Origin of the sequence: Paenibacillus sp. NRS-1760 (genome assembly GCF_050467785.1) — a bacterium.
Classification (GTDB): Bacteria; Bacillota; Bacilli; order Paenibacillales; family Paenibacillaceae; genus Pristimantibacillus.
Genome location: NZ_JBITPK010000021.1, coordinates 332,437 through 353,301, shown reverse-complemented (window position 1 = coordinate 353,301; position 20,865 = coordinate 332,437). Strand labels below are relative to the sequence as shown.

Annotated in this window: 13 protein-coding genes and 2 pseudogenes; 12 read left to right on the top strand and 3 right to left on the bottom strand. The window is 45.9% G+C overall.

Annotated features, from left to right (window positions below):
• Positions 1-54: 54 nt before the first annotated feature.
• Both ACIFSR_RS29745 and ACIFSR_RS29740 read right to left on the bottom strand, forming a co-directional pair.
• Positions 55-258: a site-specific integrase gene (locus ACIFSR_RS29745; RefSeq protein ID WP_339209559.1), complete on the bottom strand. Its 204-nt coding sequence runs from the start codon at positions 256-258 to the stop codon at positions 55-57.
• Positions 259-1,428: 1,170 nt separating this feature from the next.
• Positions 1,429-3,414 (bottom strand): beta-galactosidase, encoded by a 1,986-nt coding sequence (locus ACIFSR_RS29740; RefSeq protein WP_339208281.1) that lies wholly within the window; start codon positions 3,412-3,414, stop codon positions 1,429-1,431.
• 116 nt (positions 3,415-3,530) lie between these two features.
• Between ACIFSR_RS29740 and ACIFSR_RS29735 the strand changes: the two genes are divergently transcribed.
• Both ACIFSR_RS29735 and ACIFSR_RS29730 read left to right on the top strand, forming a co-directional pair.
• On the top strand, positions 3,531-4,373 hold the full coding sequence (locus tag ACIFSR_RS29735; RefSeq protein WP_430062147.1) for an AraC family transcriptional regulator: 843 nt from the start codon (positions 3,531-3,533) through the stop codon (positions 4,371-4,373).
• Between the two features lie 539 nt (positions 4,374-4,912).
• Positions 4,913-5,151, top strand: a pseudogene (locus ACIFSR_RS29730) (GNAT family N-acetyltransferase); the annotation flags it as partial.
• Between the two features lie 29 nt (positions 5,152-5,180).
• On the opposite strand, the gene ACIFSR_RS29725 reads toward ACIFSR_RS29730, so the two are convergent.
• Positions 5,181-5,999 carry an AraC family transcriptional regulator gene (locus ACIFSR_RS29725; RefSeq protein WP_430062144.1) on the bottom strand — a complete coding sequence of 273 codons (819 nt, stop codon included), beginning with the start codon at positions 5,997-5,999 and terminating at the stop codon, positions 5,181-5,183.
• Positions 6,000-6,202: 203 nt separating this feature from the next.
• Here ACIFSR_RS29725 and ACIFSR_RS29720 point away from each other — a divergent pair, with 203 nt between their 5' ends.
• From ACIFSR_RS29720 to ACIFSR_RS29675, 10 genes and pseudogenes are all read left to right on the top strand, one after another.
• Positions 6,203-8,380 (top strand): alpha-galactosidase, encoded by a 2,178-nt coding sequence (locus tag ACIFSR_RS29720; protein WP_339208285.1) that lies wholly within the window; start codon positions 6,203-6,205, stop codon positions 8,378-8,380.
• A gap of 67 nt (positions 8,381-8,447) precedes the next feature.
• Positions 8,448-9,308, top strand: a complete 861-nt coding sequence (locus ACIFSR_RS29715; protein ID WP_430062141.1) for a glycosyl hydrolase — start codon at positions 8,448-8,450, stop codon at positions 9,306-9,308.
• A 500-nt stretch (positions 9,309-9,808) separates the two neighbouring features.
• Positions 9,809-10,702, top strand: coding sequence for an ABC transporter permease (locus ACIFSR_RS29710; protein WP_339208288.1), 894 nt, complete (start codon positions 9,809-9,811; stop codon positions 10,700-10,702).
• A 3-nt stretch (positions 10,703-10,705) separates the two neighbouring features.
• Positions 10,706-11,602 (top strand): carbohydrate ABC transporter permease, encoded by an 897-nt coding sequence (locus ACIFSR_RS29705; protein WP_430062137.1) that lies wholly within the window; start codon positions 10,706-10,708, stop codon positions 11,600-11,602.
• A 75-nt stretch (positions 11,603-11,677) separates the two neighbouring features.
• Positions 11,678-13,378 (top strand): hypothetical protein, encoded by a 1,701-nt coding sequence (locus ACIFSR_RS29700; protein ID WP_430062134.1) that lies wholly within the window; start codon positions 11,678-11,680, stop codon positions 13,376-13,378.
• A gap of 87 nt (positions 13,379-13,465) precedes the next feature.
• Positions 13,466-15,256, top strand: coding sequence for a cache domain-containing sensor histidine kinase (locus ACIFSR_RS29695; protein WP_339208292.1), 1,791 nt, complete (start codon positions 13,466-13,468; stop codon positions 15,254-15,256).
• Complete coding sequence (locus tag ACIFSR_RS29690) at positions 15,256-16,854, top strand: response regulator transcription factor (RefSeq protein ID WP_430062129.1); 1,599 nt, start codon at positions 15,256-15,258, stop codon at positions 16,852-16,854. Before ACIFSR_RS29695 ends, ACIFSR_RS29690 begins: the two co-directional genes overlap by 1 nt.
• A 32-nt stretch (positions 16,855-16,886) precedes the next feature.
• Positions 16,887-19,718 (top strand): sugar-binding domain-containing protein, encoded by a 2,832-nt coding sequence (locus ACIFSR_RS29685; RefSeq protein ID WP_430062126.1) that lies wholly within the window; start codon positions 16,887-16,889, stop codon positions 19,716-19,718.
• Between the two features lie 211 nt (positions 19,719-19,929).
• Positions 19,930-20,187: a hypothetical protein gene (locus ACIFSR_RS29680; protein WP_430062124.1), complete on the top strand. Its 258-nt coding sequence runs from the start codon at positions 19,930-19,932 to the stop codon at positions 20,185-20,187.
• A gap of 149 nt (positions 20,188-20,336) precedes the next feature.
• Positions 20,337-20,426: pseudogene (locus tag ACIFSR_RS29675) on the top strand (flagellar biosynthesis protein FliA); the annotation flags it as partial.
• Positions 20,427-20,865: the final 439 nt, after the last annotated feature.

Here is a 20,865-nt window from a genome sequence, read left to right as displayed (position 1 = left end):
ACTCCGCGTCATGCACGGCGTCGCTAAGATGCGTTTCATGTTTTCCACCGGACTCTATTTTTTATGCTGCTGTTTTATATCGCTGCTGAATAATTTGACATAGTAATCGACCATATCGAGGGTGGCATGTCCCAAAATGCGCCGAAGAGTCAACGGATCGCCTCCGTTCAAAATGTGAAACTTCGCCATCGTGTGCCGGAACGTATGAGGAGAGACTCTCACTCCCGAAATGTTTGCCGCGTGACCATAGGCATGCATCTTATATTGCAATGCGCGCGCGTACTGATTGGCTCATTATTGATGAAAGAACCTTTCAGGAACAAAAAGTCTCATTAGATATGTATACGAAATAAGCTTCGAGATTTACAATTCTGAAGAAAGAATTGCACAGCAGCGTTCCAATTGACGTTCATGATGAAGTGATCTTGGTTTTGCACTTCGCATATCCTTATGAAGTTATGCGAACCAAAACGGATATACGAAGGAGGAGGGGAGAAATCGTATAACTATGGGATATACGATTTCATATAACTTTCACGAAAAATCGGAATATTTGCAGTCGATTGGGATTGTTTTACAAATGACATGATCCCTTGATCCATAAGGGTTTATCGGGAATTTAGAGGTCTGGAATCACCTGCTTCCAGCTCGTATAACACCATATTCACGCTTCGGGCCATTCGGCTCTCGGTCCTTTAAGCTAACGGGAAACGATAGCTGAGTAATACACATTGATGAGCAAGGGCTAAGGTATCCTGCTCTTTTTATTAAGCAAACGGATAGGATAACGTGGTGGTCATTCCGAAAGAACTAAAGTTCTCCGTTAGAGCTAACCGTTGTATGCAAGCAGTAGTAACTTTTTTTATTTCCGCAACTTCTGACAAGTGTATCTTTCAAAACGCTATGACGGGTTTCGCTATTGCCGTTTGAGGGGATTACGGAATGCGACTAAGCAAGCGCTCATGACCGCAGCCGAGCAGAACATGAAAAAGATTGCCCTTCTCCTAGAAAGGAGGGCAATCTAGGGAATATTCCTTTAACCTCTCTTCAAACCGTGTCTTAAAAAAGAGAAACCCATTGCATCGGAAAAAGCTTGGGTTTCTCTACAGCTGACAATTGATCTAATAAGATCAATTGTCTTTTTCATATTTAGGTACGAATGCTTTGGGCGGATGAAACTCTGACAAATAGCTTGTCAATATTTCCAGCAAAACAACTCGAAATCGTATGTTATAGTGAGTCTGAAGAAGGATGAGCAGAGAACATTAATGCAACGTTAGTAAAATGAGATACAAAGTAGCATATCGATGAAGGCGATGCCCATTCAGCATTTCATTTTAACACGCGTCCATCGACAGCTTAAAAAGCTGTCCCTCTAGGTATTCCACCTTGTGTGACAGACCTTAGCAAAGATGCAAGCCACTGATCTTATAAAGTTAGAATATCTACTCCCAGAGCTGGCAGCGTCATCTTCTGTTCCGATATCTCGCTCGTCAACAAGCTGCGATAGGGAACATCGAGAGTAACCTCTCGTTGCTCATTCGTCAAATTGATCAGGAACAGGAAGCTTTCCTCACCCTTCGTTCGAATCGACAGCTCCACACCTTCTGGCAGTTGGAGCTTGGGAGACAAGCCTTTTTCCTTCAATATCCCTTCGAACAGCTGATAGAAATACGATGGCTCCGGCCAAGTGCCGACATAATACACTTCACCTTCACCAAGCTTATTGACAGTAACTGCCGGCACACCTTCGTAAAAGTCGTTGTCATACCAGGCAATCGGTTCTGCTCCTCGCAATTCCAGCAAATCACACCATTGCTTCGCAGCGAATGTCTGTCCCTCCGCGTTCCGTATTCGATGTACGCTGTTGCCGATTGCATCATATTCACTCACGACAACACCCGCCGCTTCCGCAAGCAGCCCTGGCAGAGGCAGCATCTGACATACATTCCTCATGTTCTTCACGCCTGTCCGATTGGTGAGGACGACCGTGCCACCCCCGGCTGCGAATCGCTCCAGCCGCTGCGCTGTTTCTTCACTTAACAGAAAGAGGGAAGGGACAATGACCAGCTTGTAGCCATCGAGCTCCTCGGTCCAGTTGATAACGTCCGTACCGACGCCCATTTTCAGAAATGCATTGTGCATAGAGGACAAGTTGTCCATATAGTGCATCCCCCCTTCCGCTTGCGCCTGAAGGGAAAGCGCCGTATGCTGATCATGCGAATGCAGAATCGCAACCTGGGTAACGATTGTGGAGCCTGCCAGTAGTTCTCCTAGCTGGTTCACCTCGCGAGTAAGCTCCGCGAACTCCCTGAACCTGCGTCCAGGAACATTGCTATGGTCGATGAGTCCATGCCAGAACTGTTCGGCTCCCACGGCAGCACTCCGCCAGCGGAAATGGACGACCATATCGGCGCCGCGGGCGATTGTCTGCCAGGAACGAGCTCGGATCAGTCCGGGATAAGGGGTACGCTGAATTGGCATCCAGGCGCCTTGCGCTCCGCTCAACTGTTCCATTACCCAGAAATTGCGGCGCTTTATGCCGCGAACCAAGTCCAGTGTCAGCGCTCCGTTCCTCGGAAACCGATCGCCATGATCGCGATACAGCTCATTCGGATAATAATCGACAGAGGCGAAGTCCAGCTCTTTGTAGAGATCATAATAGTCCAGGCTATTCGGGAATTGCCACATGTTATGCGTCACGAATTTGCCGGGACAGTTTCTGCGTAGAATTTCAAGCTGCCATCCCAGCAGATAGCCTACGCTGTCCGAGCAGAATCGCTTGTACTCCAGAAGATAAGAAGGGTTCATCGGCTTGCTGGTACCGAGCGGCGTCGTTACCTCGGCCCAACTGCTGTACTCTCCGCTCCAAACGACCATGCCCCACTCCCGGTTTATCTCATCCAGACTGGAATAACGCTTCTGCAGCCAAGCGACAAATGCACGATTGCACGTATCACAATGGCATTCCTGGTAGTGCATCTCGTTATCGATTTGCCAGCCAATGACGGCGGGATGCTTCGCATAGCGCTGTGACATCACTTCGACAAATCTAGAGCCCAGCATTCTCAAGGAATAGCTGTTGTTGCAACGATGTCCACGCACACCCGGCCGGATGATTTGACGTTGCTCATCCATTGGCAGCACATCCGGATAACGGGTTGTCATCCAGTTCGGCGGCGTATTGGTAGGTGTGCATAACACGATCTCCATGCCGCGTGCGGCGAATACTTCTATAGCCGCATCTAACCATTCAAACCGATAATGACCCTCGGTCGGCTCCATTCGGCTCCAGGCGAACTCCGCGAATCGTACAACTGCAACACCCGTCTCTTGCATAAGCGCAGCATCCTTCTCCCAAAGCTCGGGAGTCCATTGCTCTGGATAATAATCAATTCCGATCTTAATCGTCATCCTGTAATCTCCTTTGTTCATCAATATATTGCGATTATATGATATATTAAGTGGAGTTAAAATCTTAAATAATTAATACAGTATAATAATATTAAGATAATAGGAGAGTTGGTCGCATGCCTCATCCCAATCGCGCTTTCCCAGTACTTTCCGCTCGAGACAAGCTGCTCCCTTTTTATTTGCTTGGCATTGGTCTGCATCATGACCAGGAGCATATTCGCCGAGACCCAGGCATTCTCGATTATCAGTGGATTCAATGCCGCAATGGCGAGGGCAAGCTCAAGCTAAGCGAAACGGAGTATATCGTCAAGCAAGGCATGGGCATGCTGCTGTTCCCCGGTCAGAAGCACGAATACTATGCTTTGTCGGGGAACTGGGAAGTCGACTGGATTATCTTTGATGGCAGCGGGTCAGCGAGCTTGTTTGAAACAGTCGGCATTGTAGACACATGCGTATTCGCGCTCGCATCGCCCGAATACCTTTTATCCCGAATGCGGGAGTTGCTGCAAGCTGCCCTTACGCCGCAAGAGCAAACGTTAAGCAATTACTCCTGTTCCGCCATCCTCTATACCTTATTGACGGAGATTATTCAGCGCGTCTCTGTCGAGGGCAGCCAGACCGTCGGGCAGCAGTATGAGCGGATAAAACCGGTCATGGATTACATTGACCAGCATTATGCCGAAGAGATTGCTTTGCATACACTCGCCGGACTGATGTGTGTCACACCGGAATACTTCTGCCATTTGTTCAAGAAGACGACAGGCATTCGCCCTATCAGCTATGTCAATCAGGTAAGGATCAACAAGAGCAAGGAACTGCTGCTCGACAATGTGCAGCGCGGGATGCAGGACATTGCTCATCAAGTTGGCTTCGAATCTGCTAGCTATTATGGAGCTATCTTCAAGAAGCTGGAACGGCTGACACCTGGTGCCTTCCGCCGTAGCTATCAGAAGTCATAACATATGTGCTGTCTAAGTGCGTTCGGGGAGTAAATGTGTTTCTAGTTAACTTGGAAGCAAATTCATTGGACATAAAAATCGCGTTATCCAAATGGGATAACGCGATTTTTTTAGGATTTCAGTGAAATGCCAGCTTTGCTAGAGCAGGCATTAGGCTAAGATTACTTAAAGCACTCTGATAGGAAGATGCGGAAGAACAATGTAATGCCATACTGTATGCGTATATAAGTTTCGTCAGCAGCCTCAACGCGGACAACTTCTTCTGTAGACAAATCGGAGATTGGAGCAGAGCCCGGGAGTCGAATATATTTGACCTGAATTCGAAGATAACAACGTGCATGCGAGACTTGATCCGGGTCCGGGTTCCGGGGTGTTTATGAGCAAGATGATTAAAACGATCTGAACTGCAGGCGTTTCCTTTTATTTCGAACAGTGTTGCATTAGCGTGGTTTTTCGAAAGCGAAGCAGAGACCAATTTCATCTTATTCTAAGAGTAAAGGAGCTAAATATTTAAATGACTGTAACAGTAACGATACATTAAAGATCAGAATTCGCCTGAGAATATGAATGCCTTTTTGGTAAGAGCATTTAACTCTAAACAGCTGGTTTATATAAGCAACAAATATCAGAAAAAAGGCTTGGTAAATCTCTGAGTTTGGGAAAAGAATGAGAATGCTATTGATTTTTATAAAAAATGGGTTTTGTTCAAACGGGAGCTCACTCCTTTTATATGGGAGATGAAGAACACATAGATTTTATTATGACCATACACTCTTAGAACCTTAGTAAAGGCAGCAGGATGAATTATCATTGGGTTTCTGATCGGTAATTCTTAGGGGAAGCTCCTTTTATCTTTTTAAACATTTTGGAGAAGAGCAAAGGGTCATTGTAGCCGACAGAGCGGGAGATATCACCTATCGTCAGCTCAACGTTCCCCATCATTTCACATGCTTTTTGGACCCTAATACGAATTAAGTATTCCTGGATACTAGTATTCATTTGTTGTTTGAATAACGAACAAAGATAGCTTCGATTGAGTCCGATGATGCGGGCAATGTCCTCAATGGTAATTTTCTGAGCAAAGTTAGTTTCGACGATTTCCTTCACCTTTTCTACGTAAATTTCCGCACGACTATCCTGTTGCTCAATTGGCGTTACCGGTCCATATTCTGCAAGTAGGGATAATAATAAGTAAAGCAAACCGGTCAGTCTTGTTTCTCTCGTTTTTTGATTTCCATTGGACTCGGCCATTAACATCAAAAATTTATAAATCATATCGTCTTTACCACAGTTGAGTATTGGGCATACCCTCGTTAATCCTGCTTGCTTGAGGAGCAATTCTGCCAGTGTTCCGTCAAAACCAAACCAGCAATATGACCATGGGATTTTGGAATCGGCTTGATAATAAGTAATGACAGCCGGGCATATAAGAAAACCCTGACCTTTCTGAAGCCGGTATTTGTTTCCATCGACTTCAAAAATCCCTTCTCCGTCCAAAATATAATGAAGAAGAAAGTGACTTCTTATGGCTGGCCCAAAAAAATGACTCGGAATACATTCTTCAATTCCAAATTGTGTTAGATACAATTCAGTGTGCTGTTTGCTTCGTGACAAATACTCAATCATGGTATAACCCCTTAATATTAAATTCCAAGCATTATAACATAATTAGTGAGCATCAAGCTATGTACTCAATATTAAGTATTGATATATTATTCCTGTATAGTTGACAAATAATCTATTAATTAGTACCAAGCTTAAAACCATATTTTATTTTGAGAACACTAAAACATTTGCTCCGAGAGGGTAGTGTTGAGAGGAGAAGTTTTATGGGCATCATTGTTCAAGAGAATACGGGGCTTTTTCACCTGCAGTCGGCCGGCATGAGTTATCTTATTCAAATTAAGGACGGATATCCTATCCATGTGTATTGGGGGGGCAATCTGAAGCATCGGGAACCCATGGCGGATTTATTAATTCACACTCCCGAGAAGGCTGGATTGGATCGCTTATTCCAAGAATACCCTCAATACGGGAGCGGGGATTTTCGTAACCCGGCTTATCAAGTAGAGCTTGAGGATGGAACCCGAATTACGGAGTTAAAGTACGTAGGTTATAAGCTCATTAAGGGGAAGCCCTCATTAGCTGGACTTCCAGCCGTTTATGTAGAAAATGAAGCCGAAGCAGAGACTTTGGAGCTGGAGCTGAAGGATGCCTATTCGGGTCTAAAAGTAGTCCTTATTTATACTGTTTTTGTTGATCGGAATGTCATTATCCGTTCAACACGCTTGAGTAATGAAGGGGGAAAGAAGCTTCGGCTTCTCCGTGCTCTAAGTGCAAGTGTAGACTTCCTGGATAAAGGGGACTTAGAAATCATTTATCTTTCTGGAGCCTGGGCTCGAGAAGGTAATATGACCCGCAGAGCTCTTCATCAAGGTGAAACTCGAATAGATAGCAAGAGAGGCATGAGCAGCCATCAATTAAACCCCTTTTACGCGTTGGTCACTCCGGAAACAACGGAAAACCATGGTGATGCTTACGGCTTCAGCTTAGTTTACAGCGGCGGATTTGAAGCGGTTGCTGAAGTGGATTCATTCAACACTACGCGAATTAGCATGGGAGTGAATTCTTTTGACTTCACATGGCTACTGAATCCAAGTGATAGTTTCCAAACACCGGAAGTCGTTATGGTTTACTCTAAGCAAGGGTTGGGCGATATGTCGCGTACTTATCATCGCTTGTACCGGACAAGGCTATGCAGAGGGGAATATAGAGATAAAGAGCGGCCGATTCTAGTTAATAACTGGGAGGCTACTTATTTTAATTTTAATGCTGAAAAGTTGTTAGCAATTGCGGAAGAAGGGGAGAAGCTAGGAATTGAGCTGTTCGTCTTGGATGACGGCTGGTTCGGCAAGAGGGATTCGGATAATTCATCTCTTGGTGATTGGTACGAGGATCGCCGGAAGCTGCCGAACGGACTTGCTGATGTGGCGGAACGCATTAATCGGCTTGGGCTTAAATTCGGACTTTGGTTTGAACCCGAGATGATATCGCCGGACAGCGATCTTTACCGGGAGCATCCGGACTGGTGTCTTCATGTTCCTGGACGCAGGCGCAGCGAAGCAAGGTGGCAGCTCGTGCTGGATTATACTCGAAAGGAAGTTCGAGATTACATTTATGACTCCCTTTCAGCGATCTTCTCCAGCGTGCCGGTCTCTTATGTGAAATGGGACATGAACCGCGCTCTGACTGAAATGGGTTCCGCTTCACTGCCCTCTGAACGTCAATCGGAGACGGCCCATCGCTATGTGCTAGGATTGTACGAGCTGTTGGAACGCATCACCACGGCATACCCGAATATTCTGTTTGAGAGTTGCTCAAGTGGTGGAGGCCGCTTCGACCCTGGAATGCTCTACTACATGCCTCAAACCTGGACAAGTGATAATACGGATGCTGTAGAACGGTTAAAGATACAATATGGTACTAGCATTGTTTATCCTGTAAGTGCAATTGGAGCCCATGTATCAGCCGTTCCTAACCATCAAGTTGGACGGATAACGCCACTTGATTTTCGTGGGAACGTCGCCATGTCTGGAAACTTTGGATATGAGCTTGATCTAACCAAATTCAGCGATGAAGACAAAGAGATTGTCAAAAAACAAGTCATAACATACAAGCAAATTCGTGGATTAGTTCAAAAGGGTGACTTGTATCGCTTGAAGAGTCCATTTGAAGGGAACGAATCGGCTTGGATGTTTGTATCTGAAGACAAAGAGGAAGCCGTTGTGTACTATTTTCAAGTGATGGCCGTGCCGAATGCAACGCGAAGAACCTTGCTGCTTGATGGGCTTAACCCGGATCTTGAATACGAAGTTTGGTCAGGTAATTATGGAGAAAAGTCAAGCTATGGGGGAGACAGGCTCATGCAATTGGGACTACACCTAGCTTATCATCAGAAAGACTATGAAAGTGGATGGTTCAGACTTAAAGCAGTTAAGGCTGGGTAAGGCCTGACTTCATTAATGTTCTAGAGAAATTTGGTCGTCCGGAAAAAAATTCCGTTGGCTGAATCATATGAATGACATTAATTTGCAAAAGGAACTCCAGTACATCGAAAAGGTTACGGGGAGGCTTCCTGCGCTTTGTGGCTTTGAGCTGTTAAGTTATTCGCCGAATATTAATTATGAAAACAGCAGTCCAGAGTGCCTGCTTGAAATTGATGAGAACCGAAACACGCTTGACCGTGCTTGGGAATGGGCAGAACGAAAAGGTATGATCACCTTCACCTGGCATTGGTTCTCTCCTTTTGGAAGCTGGGATAAGGGATTCTATTCGAATAATACAACATTTGACGCCTCCAATGCTGTAATAGAAGGAACGGAGGAGTATGAGGCATTGATTTCCGATATGGATCATATGGCCGATATCCTGAAACCTTTTTGCGAGAATCGGATTCCGATTCTGTGGAGACCCTTCCATGAATCCGAGGGGGAATGGTTCTGGTGGGGTCACAAAGGGCCAGAGGTTGCAAAGCAGTTGTACCGTATTATGTATGACCGATATACACACATTCATGCTCTGAATAATCTAATCTGGGTCTGGAACTCACCTTTGGCGGAAGGATATGCAGGTGATGATGTGACTGATGTGATATCAAGAGACCTGTACCCTCCCAAGCATACGCATACGGATTTACAGCCCGAATATGAGGAACTCATGCGCATAACCTCAGAACCGAAGTTAGTTGCATTAGGAGAGATTGGGGTGCTGCCTAGCATAAATCAACTCTCTATAACTAGAATTCCGTGGGTTTGGTACATGATCTGGTCAAACGAATTTGGATCGACTGCAGAGTGGACTTCCGAGGAGGAACTACTCCAGGCTTACCATCATGAATATGCGATTACACTCGATAAATTACCCGTATTGTATTAAACCAGTTGAGTTCTAAACAGGCCGTCTCGGATTTAACGGAGACGGCCGATTTTTTTCATGTGTAGGTGTCACTATTACTTAGCGCTGTGTGGTACAGTCACGTTTACAGCAGCAACGAGCTTCTTCAACATTTTGTGGATGACGGTCTTGCCGGCTGTGCTGTTCGGTTGTTCATCGCGGGAAAACGATCTACGAAGGCTATTTCGGTTATGCGGATCTGGCGGAAAAACGTCCGTTCGGCCCGATTATCTTTATGCAATGACCAAGGCAATCACCAACGAGTCCCATTCGAATTATAGATTTGTTTTTTAAGAAAAGAATCAAGTTCATCCGAATCTCTCTCGAGAGAAAAGACGAAGATTTTAACAAATGGCCTCATGGCCGCCTATTTTTGTTATCGAACAAAGAGCAAATCATTACGATGAAAATCCAATCAACGTTATATGGTTTACCTAACTGAAACCCCTTACAATGTATTACAGAAGGAGGAATGCGACATCATGTTAGCACAACTATACAAATATCGTTGGCAGTATGTCATGATTTTACCGGCTGTTTTGCTTTTGTTTCTATTTAATTATGTTCCTATGGCGGGCATTCAAATCGCATTTCGCGATTTTCAGATCGGGTCATCTATATGGGACAGCGCGTGGGTTGGAATCCAAAACTTCACGTTTTTGCAAGAGCCTCAGTTTTGGATTGTCGTGAAAAATACGTTGTTCATTTCGGTTTTGAAATTCGTATTCGGATTTCCGGCTCCAATTGTATTGGCCATTATGATTAATGAATTGGTGAGCGCAGGCTTCAAAAGATTCGTCCAATCGGTTAGCTACCTGCCTCATTTCTTCTCATGGATTGTCGTCGCTTATATTTTACAATCGTTTCTTACGTTAGACGGCGGCTTGGCGAATGATTTGATTACAAAAATGGGCGGAGAGCCTATCTTCTTCCTAGGCTCGGAGAGCTGGTTTCGGCCGATGATCGTCTCCAGCGGATTGTGGAAGGAAGTAGGCTGGAATACGATTCTTTATCTCGCAGCAATTACAGCCATTGATCCCCAGCAGTATGAAGCGGCCAAGGTGGAAGGCGCAGGGAAATGGGCGCAAATCCGGCATGTTACGCTGCCAGGCATGATCCCGACGGTCTCAATCGTTCTCATTCTTAGCATTCCAAGTTTGATTACCGTGGGCATGGATCAAATTTATCCGCTCTTGAATCCGGCGAACATGCAGGTGGCGGACGTTCTCGATACGTATGTGCTTCGAACCGGCCTTCAACAGGGGTATTTCGGAATGGCTACAGCAATCGGTCTCCTGTCATCCGTTATCGGTCTTATTCTAGTGGTGCTCACGAATCAGATATCTAGAAAATTGAATGGCGAGGGGTTATGGTAATCGATGAAACGTACATCTGGTGAGATCATTTCCCAAATCATTCTTATTGTTCTTATGCTTCTGCTGTGTTTATCCGTGCTCTATCCATTCGCGTATATGCTGGCGATCTCGCTGAATGAGGGAACCGACGCAGCGAAGGGCGGCGTATATTTGTTGCCACGGGCATTTACACTAATCAACTATGAAATCGTACTCGGTAACGAAGTGATTCAGCACGCATATCTAATTACGATCTTGCGTACTATCGCGGGTACATTAGCTGGCCTCATGGTCACGCTGATGGTGGCATTCGGCTTATCGTATACGAAGGTTCCATTCCGTAAATCGATTCTCAGCTATATTTTGCTGACCATGCTTTTCAGCGGAGGGCTTGTACCTCTTTATATTCAACTTTATAATTTGGGGCTTATTAATAACTTCTTGGTTTATATCATACCCGGAATGTTCTCGGCTTGGAATATGTTTGTCATGCTGAAGTTCATTCAAGGCATTCCAGAGGCACTTGTCGAGTCGGCGGAGCTGGATGGTGCAGGGCCGTTCCGCGTATTGCTCCAAATTATCGTTCCGCTGTCGAAGCCAATGCTTGCGGCAATCGGATTGTTCACCGCTGTCGGCCATTGGAATGATTGGTTCGCCGGAGCGTTCTATGTCACTAAGCAGGATCTCATTCCGGTACAAACGTTTCTCCAGCAGTTATTGTCGGCGCAGGATATGTCAGCAATCCTGGGCTCGAACTCGAATCAGGAAGCGCTAGCCAGAGGGTCGCAAATGCAGAACGTGACACTCATGTCAGTCAAAATGGCAACCGTAATGGTAAGCGCGATTCCGATTCTATGTGTTTATCCGTTCCTTCAGAAGTATTTCGTGAAGGGCGTATTGATCGGCTCCGTCAAAGGTTAAGAGCCACCGTTAATGAGGGTATAGGGCTTCATCACATACCGTAACTTAGGTAAGCGAAAAGGGGAGAAAAGAAGCATGCAGAACAAATGGGTAAAGAAGACCGGTTTAATGGCTATGTCCGGTGTCGTATTGCTATCTGTCATCGCAGGATGTTCCGGTTCGAATGCATCGAAGAACGATCCGAAAAGCACGAACGCAGCGCAAGGCGGAACGGAAACGACAAAAGGCTCCAACAAGTTCAATCTATGGCTGGGCTGGTCGGCAACGGTTAATAATGATAGCCTTGTCCAAAAAAATTGGAAGGAAACGGAGCCAGGCATTGAGGTTGTGCTTGAAGCTACTCAAGGTGATGCAGTTACGGCGCTTAACTTGAAGCTGAATACGGGCGGCTTCGAAGATGCAGCTGTCTTCAATCGAAGTGAAATCGTGAAAGCAGCGATGATTCGCTCCAATAAAATTTTGTCAGTCGAGCAATATTTCGATATGCCTGATCAATATCCCAACCTTGCAGCGATTCCTAAGCAATATTTGGACCAAATGAAGGATGCGGACGGGCATATTTGGTCCATTCCAACCTGGTTCGACCAAAATCCTGACAATCCATGGCCGGGCTGGGCATCGCAAACATGGCTTGTCCGTACGGACGTGCTTGAGAAAGCGGGAATGACCACAACTGATTTGGCTACGATTGAAGGTGTTGAAGCGTACTTGAAAAAAGCCTCTGAGCAAAAAGACGCGTCAGGCAAGCCGCTGATTCCGCTTAGCTTCTTAATGGATCCTAACGATACGGCAGGCTGGAACGATGAAAATACGGTTTTGAGCACGTTTGGCGTAACGACGGGAGGCGGTATTATCCCGGTAGAGAAGAAGGGTGACGAACTTGTCCTCTTGTATGACGACCCACAGTATAAAGTGGCTTACCAATGGATGAACAAAATGTATCGTTCCAATCTGGTGGACCCAGAGGTCGTAACCGATAAAAAGGAACGCTACAAAGAGAAAAACAAAGCTGGACGCGTAGCGATGAACGTAGGCTCCTTCTTTAACGTGGATAATTCGATCTGGGAGACGTTGGACGGCCCGACTGAGCCAGGCTGGTTCTATCAAGTCGTTCCATTCCCTAAGGTAGAGGGCGTTGAGAAGCTTGGAGCGAACACTGTCATCAACCCGTATCCAGGATATGACGTCTACATTAGCAAAAATTCCAAAAATCTAGAGGCGGTTTTGAAGTTTCTTGATTACTCACTTAAGCCTGGAGCGGATCAGCAGCAAGTCATTAACGAAGGACCAGAAGGAAAGTTCTGGGGCTGGATCGATCAGCCGCTAGGACGATGGAATTATATTGATGCAGAATATGATAAAGCGCGTAATTCTGGCGAGCCTGCACAGAAAGCGAAAGTAACGCCAGAGCTGTATATGATTTCTTCCTACAATAACGACTGGTATCCGTGGTGGAATTACGGCACAGGCGATAAAGTCGGAAACGAAAAAACGTCGAAATTCACGGCAACGGTAGGACAGATGGGCGCCGTGCGTAGCACGCAAACCTATGACTTGGTTAAAGCGAAGGCAGGCGGTCTGCTAGAGAAATACTTGCCTGAGCTCGAAAATATTCGCAAAGAGTATAGAGCGAAACTCATTATGTCCAAAAGCGGCGAGCAGTTCGAAGCAACCTGGACGGCTTTCCGCGATGCTCTTGAGAAACGTGGACACTGGACTGAAGTTAAGCAAGAATGGCAGGAGCAATATGAAGTATTGCTGAAAGAGCAAGGATAGCGGTACACCAAAATGGAGCACTCCTTTCTGGGAGGTTGCTCCCTTTTCCATTGTTGCGAATGCGATTACAATACGGAAAGGAGGGATATGATGCAGTTTCGCCGCAGCCTTGAACGAATCGTTATCAAGTACACCCGGAAAATGAATCTTCGTACAAAAATATTAATTCTTTATGGAGCGATTATTTTTATTCCCACGATCTTTTTAGGTATCGGAGCGGGCTATCTTGCGCTTGAAAGCTTCAGAGCGAATTATTTGGTTACCATTAATGAAGCGATGCGCCAAACCGTTCAAAATATTGACTTCCGCAAGCAGAGCTATGATGTGCTTGCCACTCGGACGGCAACGGACGGGGAGTTGATCTCGCGATTAAGCCGCGATTATTCGGATATGTTCGAGCAGTTGAACACAGTCGAGTATGTCGACCGCTCATTTGTATTCACGAGTAAATATTTGCCGGGTATCGACGATTTTCGAATTTATCACATGAACCCGACGCTTGTGCAGGATGGACGATTGCTTTGGAAGCCGGAAGGGCGTATGTTACAGCCTGGCTTGAATGAAACGGATTGGTTCACCCAAACGGCCGAGGCCTCAAGCTCGTTAATATGGAGCAATGTAAACAAGGATAAGCTTGTTATCTCCCATAAAGTGATGAGTCCTGCCGGCAATATGCAGGGCATTATTTATATGCTGCTAGACTATAAATCGGTTTTCGGCAACCTGTTTAATCAGCCGTTCAGCGGTTCCGGTGAATTATCGATTATTGACGATTACGGCACGATCATCGTTTCCTCCGATCCAGAAAAAATCGGATTAAAGCTTCAATCGACAACGCTGAACAATCACTGGGAAGATGCGAGCTTATCTGATGGCGTAATGGTGGATGGCAATCTGCTTATGGTAAGGCCGATTGATTCGAACTGGCATGTGGCCGCGTTGATCCAGATGGATCAGCTTGAGCGCCAGTCCAAGATGATTTTATACGGCATCGTGGCTGTTATTTTCTTTTTTCTGCTTTGCTCTACTTTTTTAATTATGACGGTGCTGAAAAATGTTATATGGCGTATTCGTAAGCTTGGCACGCGCATGTACGATGTCAGTCAAGGACAATTCGATGTCAGTATTCGCAATACGGCTAAAGATGAGCTCGGCGATCTGGAAATTTTGTTTAATTCGATGTCCGGCCGTCTGGGTATGCTCGTTGAAGACATTACGCAAGCGAAGCTCAAGGAACGCGAGCAATCATTCAAAGCGCTGCAGGCTCAAATCAATCCTCATTTTATATACAATTCGTTAAGTTTGCTAAGGTGGCGTGCGCTGGAGCTTCAAGACGAAAAACAGCTGCGCACCATAGACGCCTTGACCGCCTTTTACCGTCTGGCGCTGGACAATAAAATTAATGTCATACAAATAAAGGGCGAGCTTGATCATGTGAGAGCTTATTTGGACATTCAAGAAATGCGTTATCCGGGAAGGGTGACCATCGAGTGGCATATCGAGCAAGAGCTGCTGGAGCTTTACACGATCAAGCTGTTATTACAGCCTATTGTGGAAAATTGTTATTTGCATGGCAACATTACAGGGAAAAAGGGCGGCGTTATCCGAATTTCGGCGCAGCTCGAACAAGAAAACATTCGATTCGAGGTGTTCGATAACGGAATAGGCATCTCCAGAGAGATGCTGGAACAGATTAAATTAGGCAAGCAGGCGGGGAACGGAAACGGATACGGTACGGCTAATATTCGCGAGCGGCTCCAGCTCTATTTTGAGAACAAGCATGAATTTACCATAGACAGCAAAGAGAACGAATGGACGGCGGCAACGATTATCATACCGGCAAGCGTTCATAAGCCGCAGATTAGGAAGGTGAGGTAATGTTGTTACAAGCGTTGATTGTGGATGATGAGCCTACCCATATTCAGGGGCTAGTGCGCTATATCAAGTGGCAGGAGCTAGGCTATGATACGCCTTTCACCGCAGAGTCCGGTCAAGAAGCGCTCAACCTATTGCGGAATACTTCTATTGATGTGTTGATATCAGATGTATCCATGCCTGTTATGACAGGAATTGAGCTTGTTGCAGAGGCTAAAGCGATCCAGGCGCAGCTTCAAGTGCTGATGATCAGCGGCTACAACGAATTCGAATTTGTACAGGAAGCGATGAACGTTGGGGCGCAAGCGTATGTGTTGAAGCCGATTAAAGTGGAAGAGGTAGAGAGCAAGCTTACCGGGTTCCGCAAGACATTAACCAAGTTAAAGCAAATTGAAAATCAAGCGCAGGAGCTGCAGCAGAAAGTTTCCGGCAGCCTCGATATCGTCAGAGAACGGTTCGTATCCGATGTTATTGGGGAGGCAGGCATTCATGCCCAAATGCTGCATTCATGGGGCAGCCTGCTGGAGCTTCCAGCAAGCAACCAAGAAATCGGATTAATCGTTTTGGGCTATGATCACTTTCATTCCTCGGTGCAGGACGCAAGAGAGCGGGTTGTGATCAGCAACGGATTTTTGAGAACGGTCCATATCGGTTTAAGCGATTTTGATCAGGTTTATGTCGCGAAGACCGTCACCGATGAAATCGTGGCCTTACACATTAATTTAAGTCCGCTTGAACGTGCGTCAATTGAAAAACAGCTTGCTTTCATCCAAAATGTCATGCAGGAGCAATACGGCTCAACGGTTACGATTGGCAATAGCAGAGTATGCACCGCTTGGGAGGATGTACCGACGCTTTATAAGGAAGTTAAATTCATGATGGCAAGATTCCGCTTGATGGAGAGCGGGCAAATTCTGCACTATGATCGGATGGATGAATCGGAATTCCAACAATTTCGTCTGCGTGAAGAGATTATACCCGAGATTATACAGCTGACAGAAGATGCTGCCGATGCTTATAAGGTCGTTGACTACGTTAATAATGTGTTTGATATGCTGCTTCCTCAGCCTTCCATGCCGTTTACGTATATACAGGCGTTTGGCATGGCATTGCTTAGTGAACTGGCTCGCAAGCAGACATGGAATAAAGAGCTGGGCGGGGAAATGAATTTGGAGATGTGGCAGAAGCTGATCGATTGCAGAAGCGAAGCGCAAATTCGTGAAGTCGTGATTGAATACGTTCAACGCCATATGGTTATCGAAAAGAAAGGTGAAGCCAGCCAAAGGCATAATCTGATCGGCAAGGTTTCCGAGTATTTGGAGGCACATTTCCAAGAACATATCACAGTAAAGCAAATTGCTGAAATTCATCATCTGAATGCGAGTTACTTAAGCGTGCTGTTCAAAAAAGAGATGGGCAAAACGATATCTGATTTTCTACAGGAAACGCGCATGAATAAAGCCAAAGAGCTGCTTAACAATCCAAGCATCAAGGTGTACGAGGTATCTGAGCAGGTCGGATTTCAGACCGCAGCTTATTTTGCCTATTTGTTCAAGAAGACGACGGGCTATACGCCGCAAGAATATAGGGATTACCATTAAGGCATTTGCTAAGAGCTGGAGGCTATGAAAAAATGATGATAGAGTCAATTGCGGGAACGTGGAGATTTTGCTTGGATGAGACCAAGCAAGGCATTGATCAAAAATGGTATAACGAGCGGCTGCAGGATCACATTCAGCTGCCAGGAACCACCTCGGAGTATCAAAAAGGCGAATATAACACGGCCAAAGAAGTCGCTCACCTAACTGAGGCTTATCCGATAAACGGTTATGCATGGTACCAACGCGAGATTGAAATCAAGGCGGAATGGGCGAACAAGCATATCCAGCTGTACGTGGAGCGGACAAGAGTAACGAAGGTTTGGATCGGCGATGAACTGCAAGGCATGCAGAACAGCGTAAGCGCGCCCCATATCTATGAATTTGGGATCTTGACTCCTGGCACGTATACGTTAACCATATTGGTAGATAACAGCGGCCTGCCGATAAAAGGCGGTCATATGACATCATCCGATACGCAGACGAACTGGAACGGACTGCTCGGCAGAATGGAGCTTCAAGCAGCGGATTTAATCCGATTGGACAACATTCAGGCGTTCCCCGATGTTGCTAATAAGTCCGTTCAGCTCAGGTTTCAGCTGATCAACGATACGATGGACAATGCGGATACCCAGCTAGCTATCGCTTTAGTGGATATGATTGGAACAATCCAAGGCAACGTAAATGCTGCAACAGCAGTAAAGATCGCTATGATTCAGTCCGTACCGGGTAACCAGTCTGTTGAACTGCACTATGAACTCGGCGAAGATATCATGCTGTGGGATGAGTTCAATCCCGTATTATACCGCTTGCTTGTGAGTCTGGAGGCGAACGCTAACGGGAAATTGTATCTGAATGAGCAATCCGTAAGCTTCGGCATGCGCAAGTTCGGTACGGAAGGCACACAGTTCACGAATAACGGTCGTAAAGTATTTTTGCGAGGAAAACATGATGCGTTGGCTTTTCCTTTAACCGGTTATGCGCCGATGACGGTGGAAGAATGGGTCAAGGTGCTATCTATCGCCAAGTCCTACGGGATTAATCATTATCGCTTCCACACCTGCTGCCCGCCAGAAGCAGGATTTATAGCCGCGGATTTGCTCGGTATTTATTTCGAGCCTGAGCTGCCGTATTGGGGCGCATTTCAAGATCCAGCGGATGAAGACTATGATGAGGCGAGATCGGACTACTTGCGGGAGGAAGGATTTCGCATATTAAAGGCTTATGGCAATCACCCATCATTTGCTTTGTTTACGCTAGGCAACGAATTGCATGGCAGTCGCAACGCCATGTCGAGCTTGTTGAAGGAATATCGGGAACAAGATAGCAGGCGATTATACGCTGAAGGGGCGAATAACTATTTCTGGGCGCCGGCTTTCTCGGAAGACTCTGATTTCTGGGTTACCATGCGAACAGGGCATGGCGAATCGATGGTTCGAGCTTCGTTCTCCCATGCGGACTTGCCCCTTGGGCATGTGCAGGATAGCTATCCTTCAACCTTAACGGACTATCGTGATAATCTTCCGGACATTCAAGTGCCTACGATAAGCCATGAAATTGGCCAATATCAATCCTTCCCAAACTTTGGCGAAATAGAGAAATACACAGGCGTCCTGAAAGCACGGAACTTAGAAGTGTTTCGCGAGAGGCTTCAGGCTGCGGGAATGCTCGATCAAGCCGATCATTTCTTCCGGGCATCCGGACAGCTCGCGGTTATATGCTACCGCGAAGAGATTGAAGCCGCTTTGCGCACTCCGGGCTTCGGCGGGTTTCAACTGCTAGATCTGCAGGACTTTCCGGGCCAAGGAACGGCATTGGTTGGCGTATTGGACGCGTTTATGGAATCCAAAGGCTTCATAGAACCAGAGAAGTGGCGCGAGTTTTGCTCGGAAATCGTTCTGCTGGCAAGGATTCCGAGGTTTACGTATACCCAAGAGGAGACGTTTGTCGCCGAGCTGGAAATCGCAAATTACGGGTCTGATTCGCTTGAAGCTATGCAGTTGGAGTGGTCGCTAAAGCAAGGAGACCGACTAATTGAGGCTGGAGCGATGGCGGCAAAGAATATTCAACAAGGGGCTTTGGAAAATGTGGGTACGCTGCAGATCGACCTGTCCGCAGCAGAGGCTCCCGCCAAGCTGGAGCTTACTCTGAAATGGAAGGGCAGCGACGTTATAAATCATTATCCGATCTGGGTATATCCGTCGGCGCAGGCAGAAGCCAAGCCGCAACAAGCTGAATTTCACTTGCGTAGAGAATTCAATCAAGAGGTAGGCGATATTCTCGAAGAAGGCGGACGTGTTTTGCTCATTCCCCATCAAGAGCAGCTATCATCCCATATCGGCGGAGCGTTTGCTTCGGACTTTTGGTGTTATCCTATGTTTAGATCCATCTGTGAGGGAAAAAACGCGGCTCCAGCACCGGGAACTCTCGGAATCTTATGTGATGAGAAGCATCCCATGTTCGAGGCCTTTCCAACCGAGTTTCATAGCAACTGGCAGTGGTGGCCGATCCTGACCCACTCTCATTCGCTTATACTGGATAAGTGGCCGGAAGCGTTCCGTCCCCTAGTGCAGGTCATTGACAACTTTGAGCGCAATCATAAGCTCGGCTTGATCGTTGAAGCTAAGGTTGGCAATGGAAGCTTGCTCATATGCGCAAGCGACCTTATTGGTCACCAAGATAAGCCGGAGGTACGCCAGCTTTTTCATAGCCTGCTGCAATATGTGGCATCTGCGGAGTTCAACCCATCATTAGAACTCAGCTATGACCAGATTCGCAGCGTGCTGGATCCGAACGTGGAGAGCGATCGCGAGACGCATCGCGGTCAAGCGGTTATTAATCCTTCCTATCCGAATAATATAAGTTGAACTAAAGACACTTCTACATTCTGATGCAAAGACGATAGATAATACTCATGGGATTCTTTCATGATATTAATCATAAATGTCCCTTCATTCTTCCGTATCTCAGCGGTTATGTGATAAAACAAACTATTGATGTTGATGTCATCTGCTCTGAGCCACTTCTTTAACCCTTCAACCAGGTTACTCTGTGGGCTGTACGCATCCCGGAGAAGGCATGCCAGAGGTACTGGTTTGCGTGAACGATTCGCACACTCAATTCGCATTCTTAGCGTTAGAGAAACGGGGGTTTCCTATCCCCCAAAGCTGCGCGATAAAAGGTTTTGACAATACGTTCGACAATCTTCCTCTTCTGGTTAACGTGAACGTTAATAAAGAGCTTCTTGGCAAGCGGGCCGTAGACCAATTGCTTTGGAGAATGGCTAATTCGGTTCGGATTTTGAGAAATAGCTTATCAACGGTGATATCATTATGAGAGAGCAATTCTCCTAAGCTAAAAACGATTAAGTAATGAAAGACAGACACTCATTGTATTTATACAATGGGTGTTTACTATTAGTGTGGATCGAACTGCAGAGGATAGCTTTCCACTCTTGGCAGCAATGATTTACATAGGGTTGTGTCCACAACCTCAAAAAATTCGATAATACGGGTGAGGACTTAGAGGATTTGATTTCAATCGGCACCATAGCCCTGATCAAAGCTACGGTAAGTCTATTGACTTGGGATTTAGAAACAGTAAGTTTTAAAGGAGAAGTGTTTGGAGTTGCGAAAAACCCAGATGATGTGATTTTTCTAACTCCAATAGATCGAAACAAAAAAGAAAATAACATTAAAAGAAGTTATTTCAGAGTTCATTATTTTGAAGAGCAACATTAGTTCTGTCTGATGATATGAATATCTATACAACGGAAGTCGCATAACATGTGGCTTTTTTATATATTGTCTAAATGAGTAGGATACCATAATGCCAAGTCAGTCTTGGAAGGCATTTGATTTTGATCGTAGATTGTATTAGGTTGAGACACAGAGGAGCCAAACGGCTTTGAAAAGATAAGTTGCTACTGCAGTGTGAGATGAGATTTTGGTTTTAGATTGATGATTTGTAGTCACATGCCCTAAAACCTAAAGTGTTCAAAATCGAAAAGCCTTA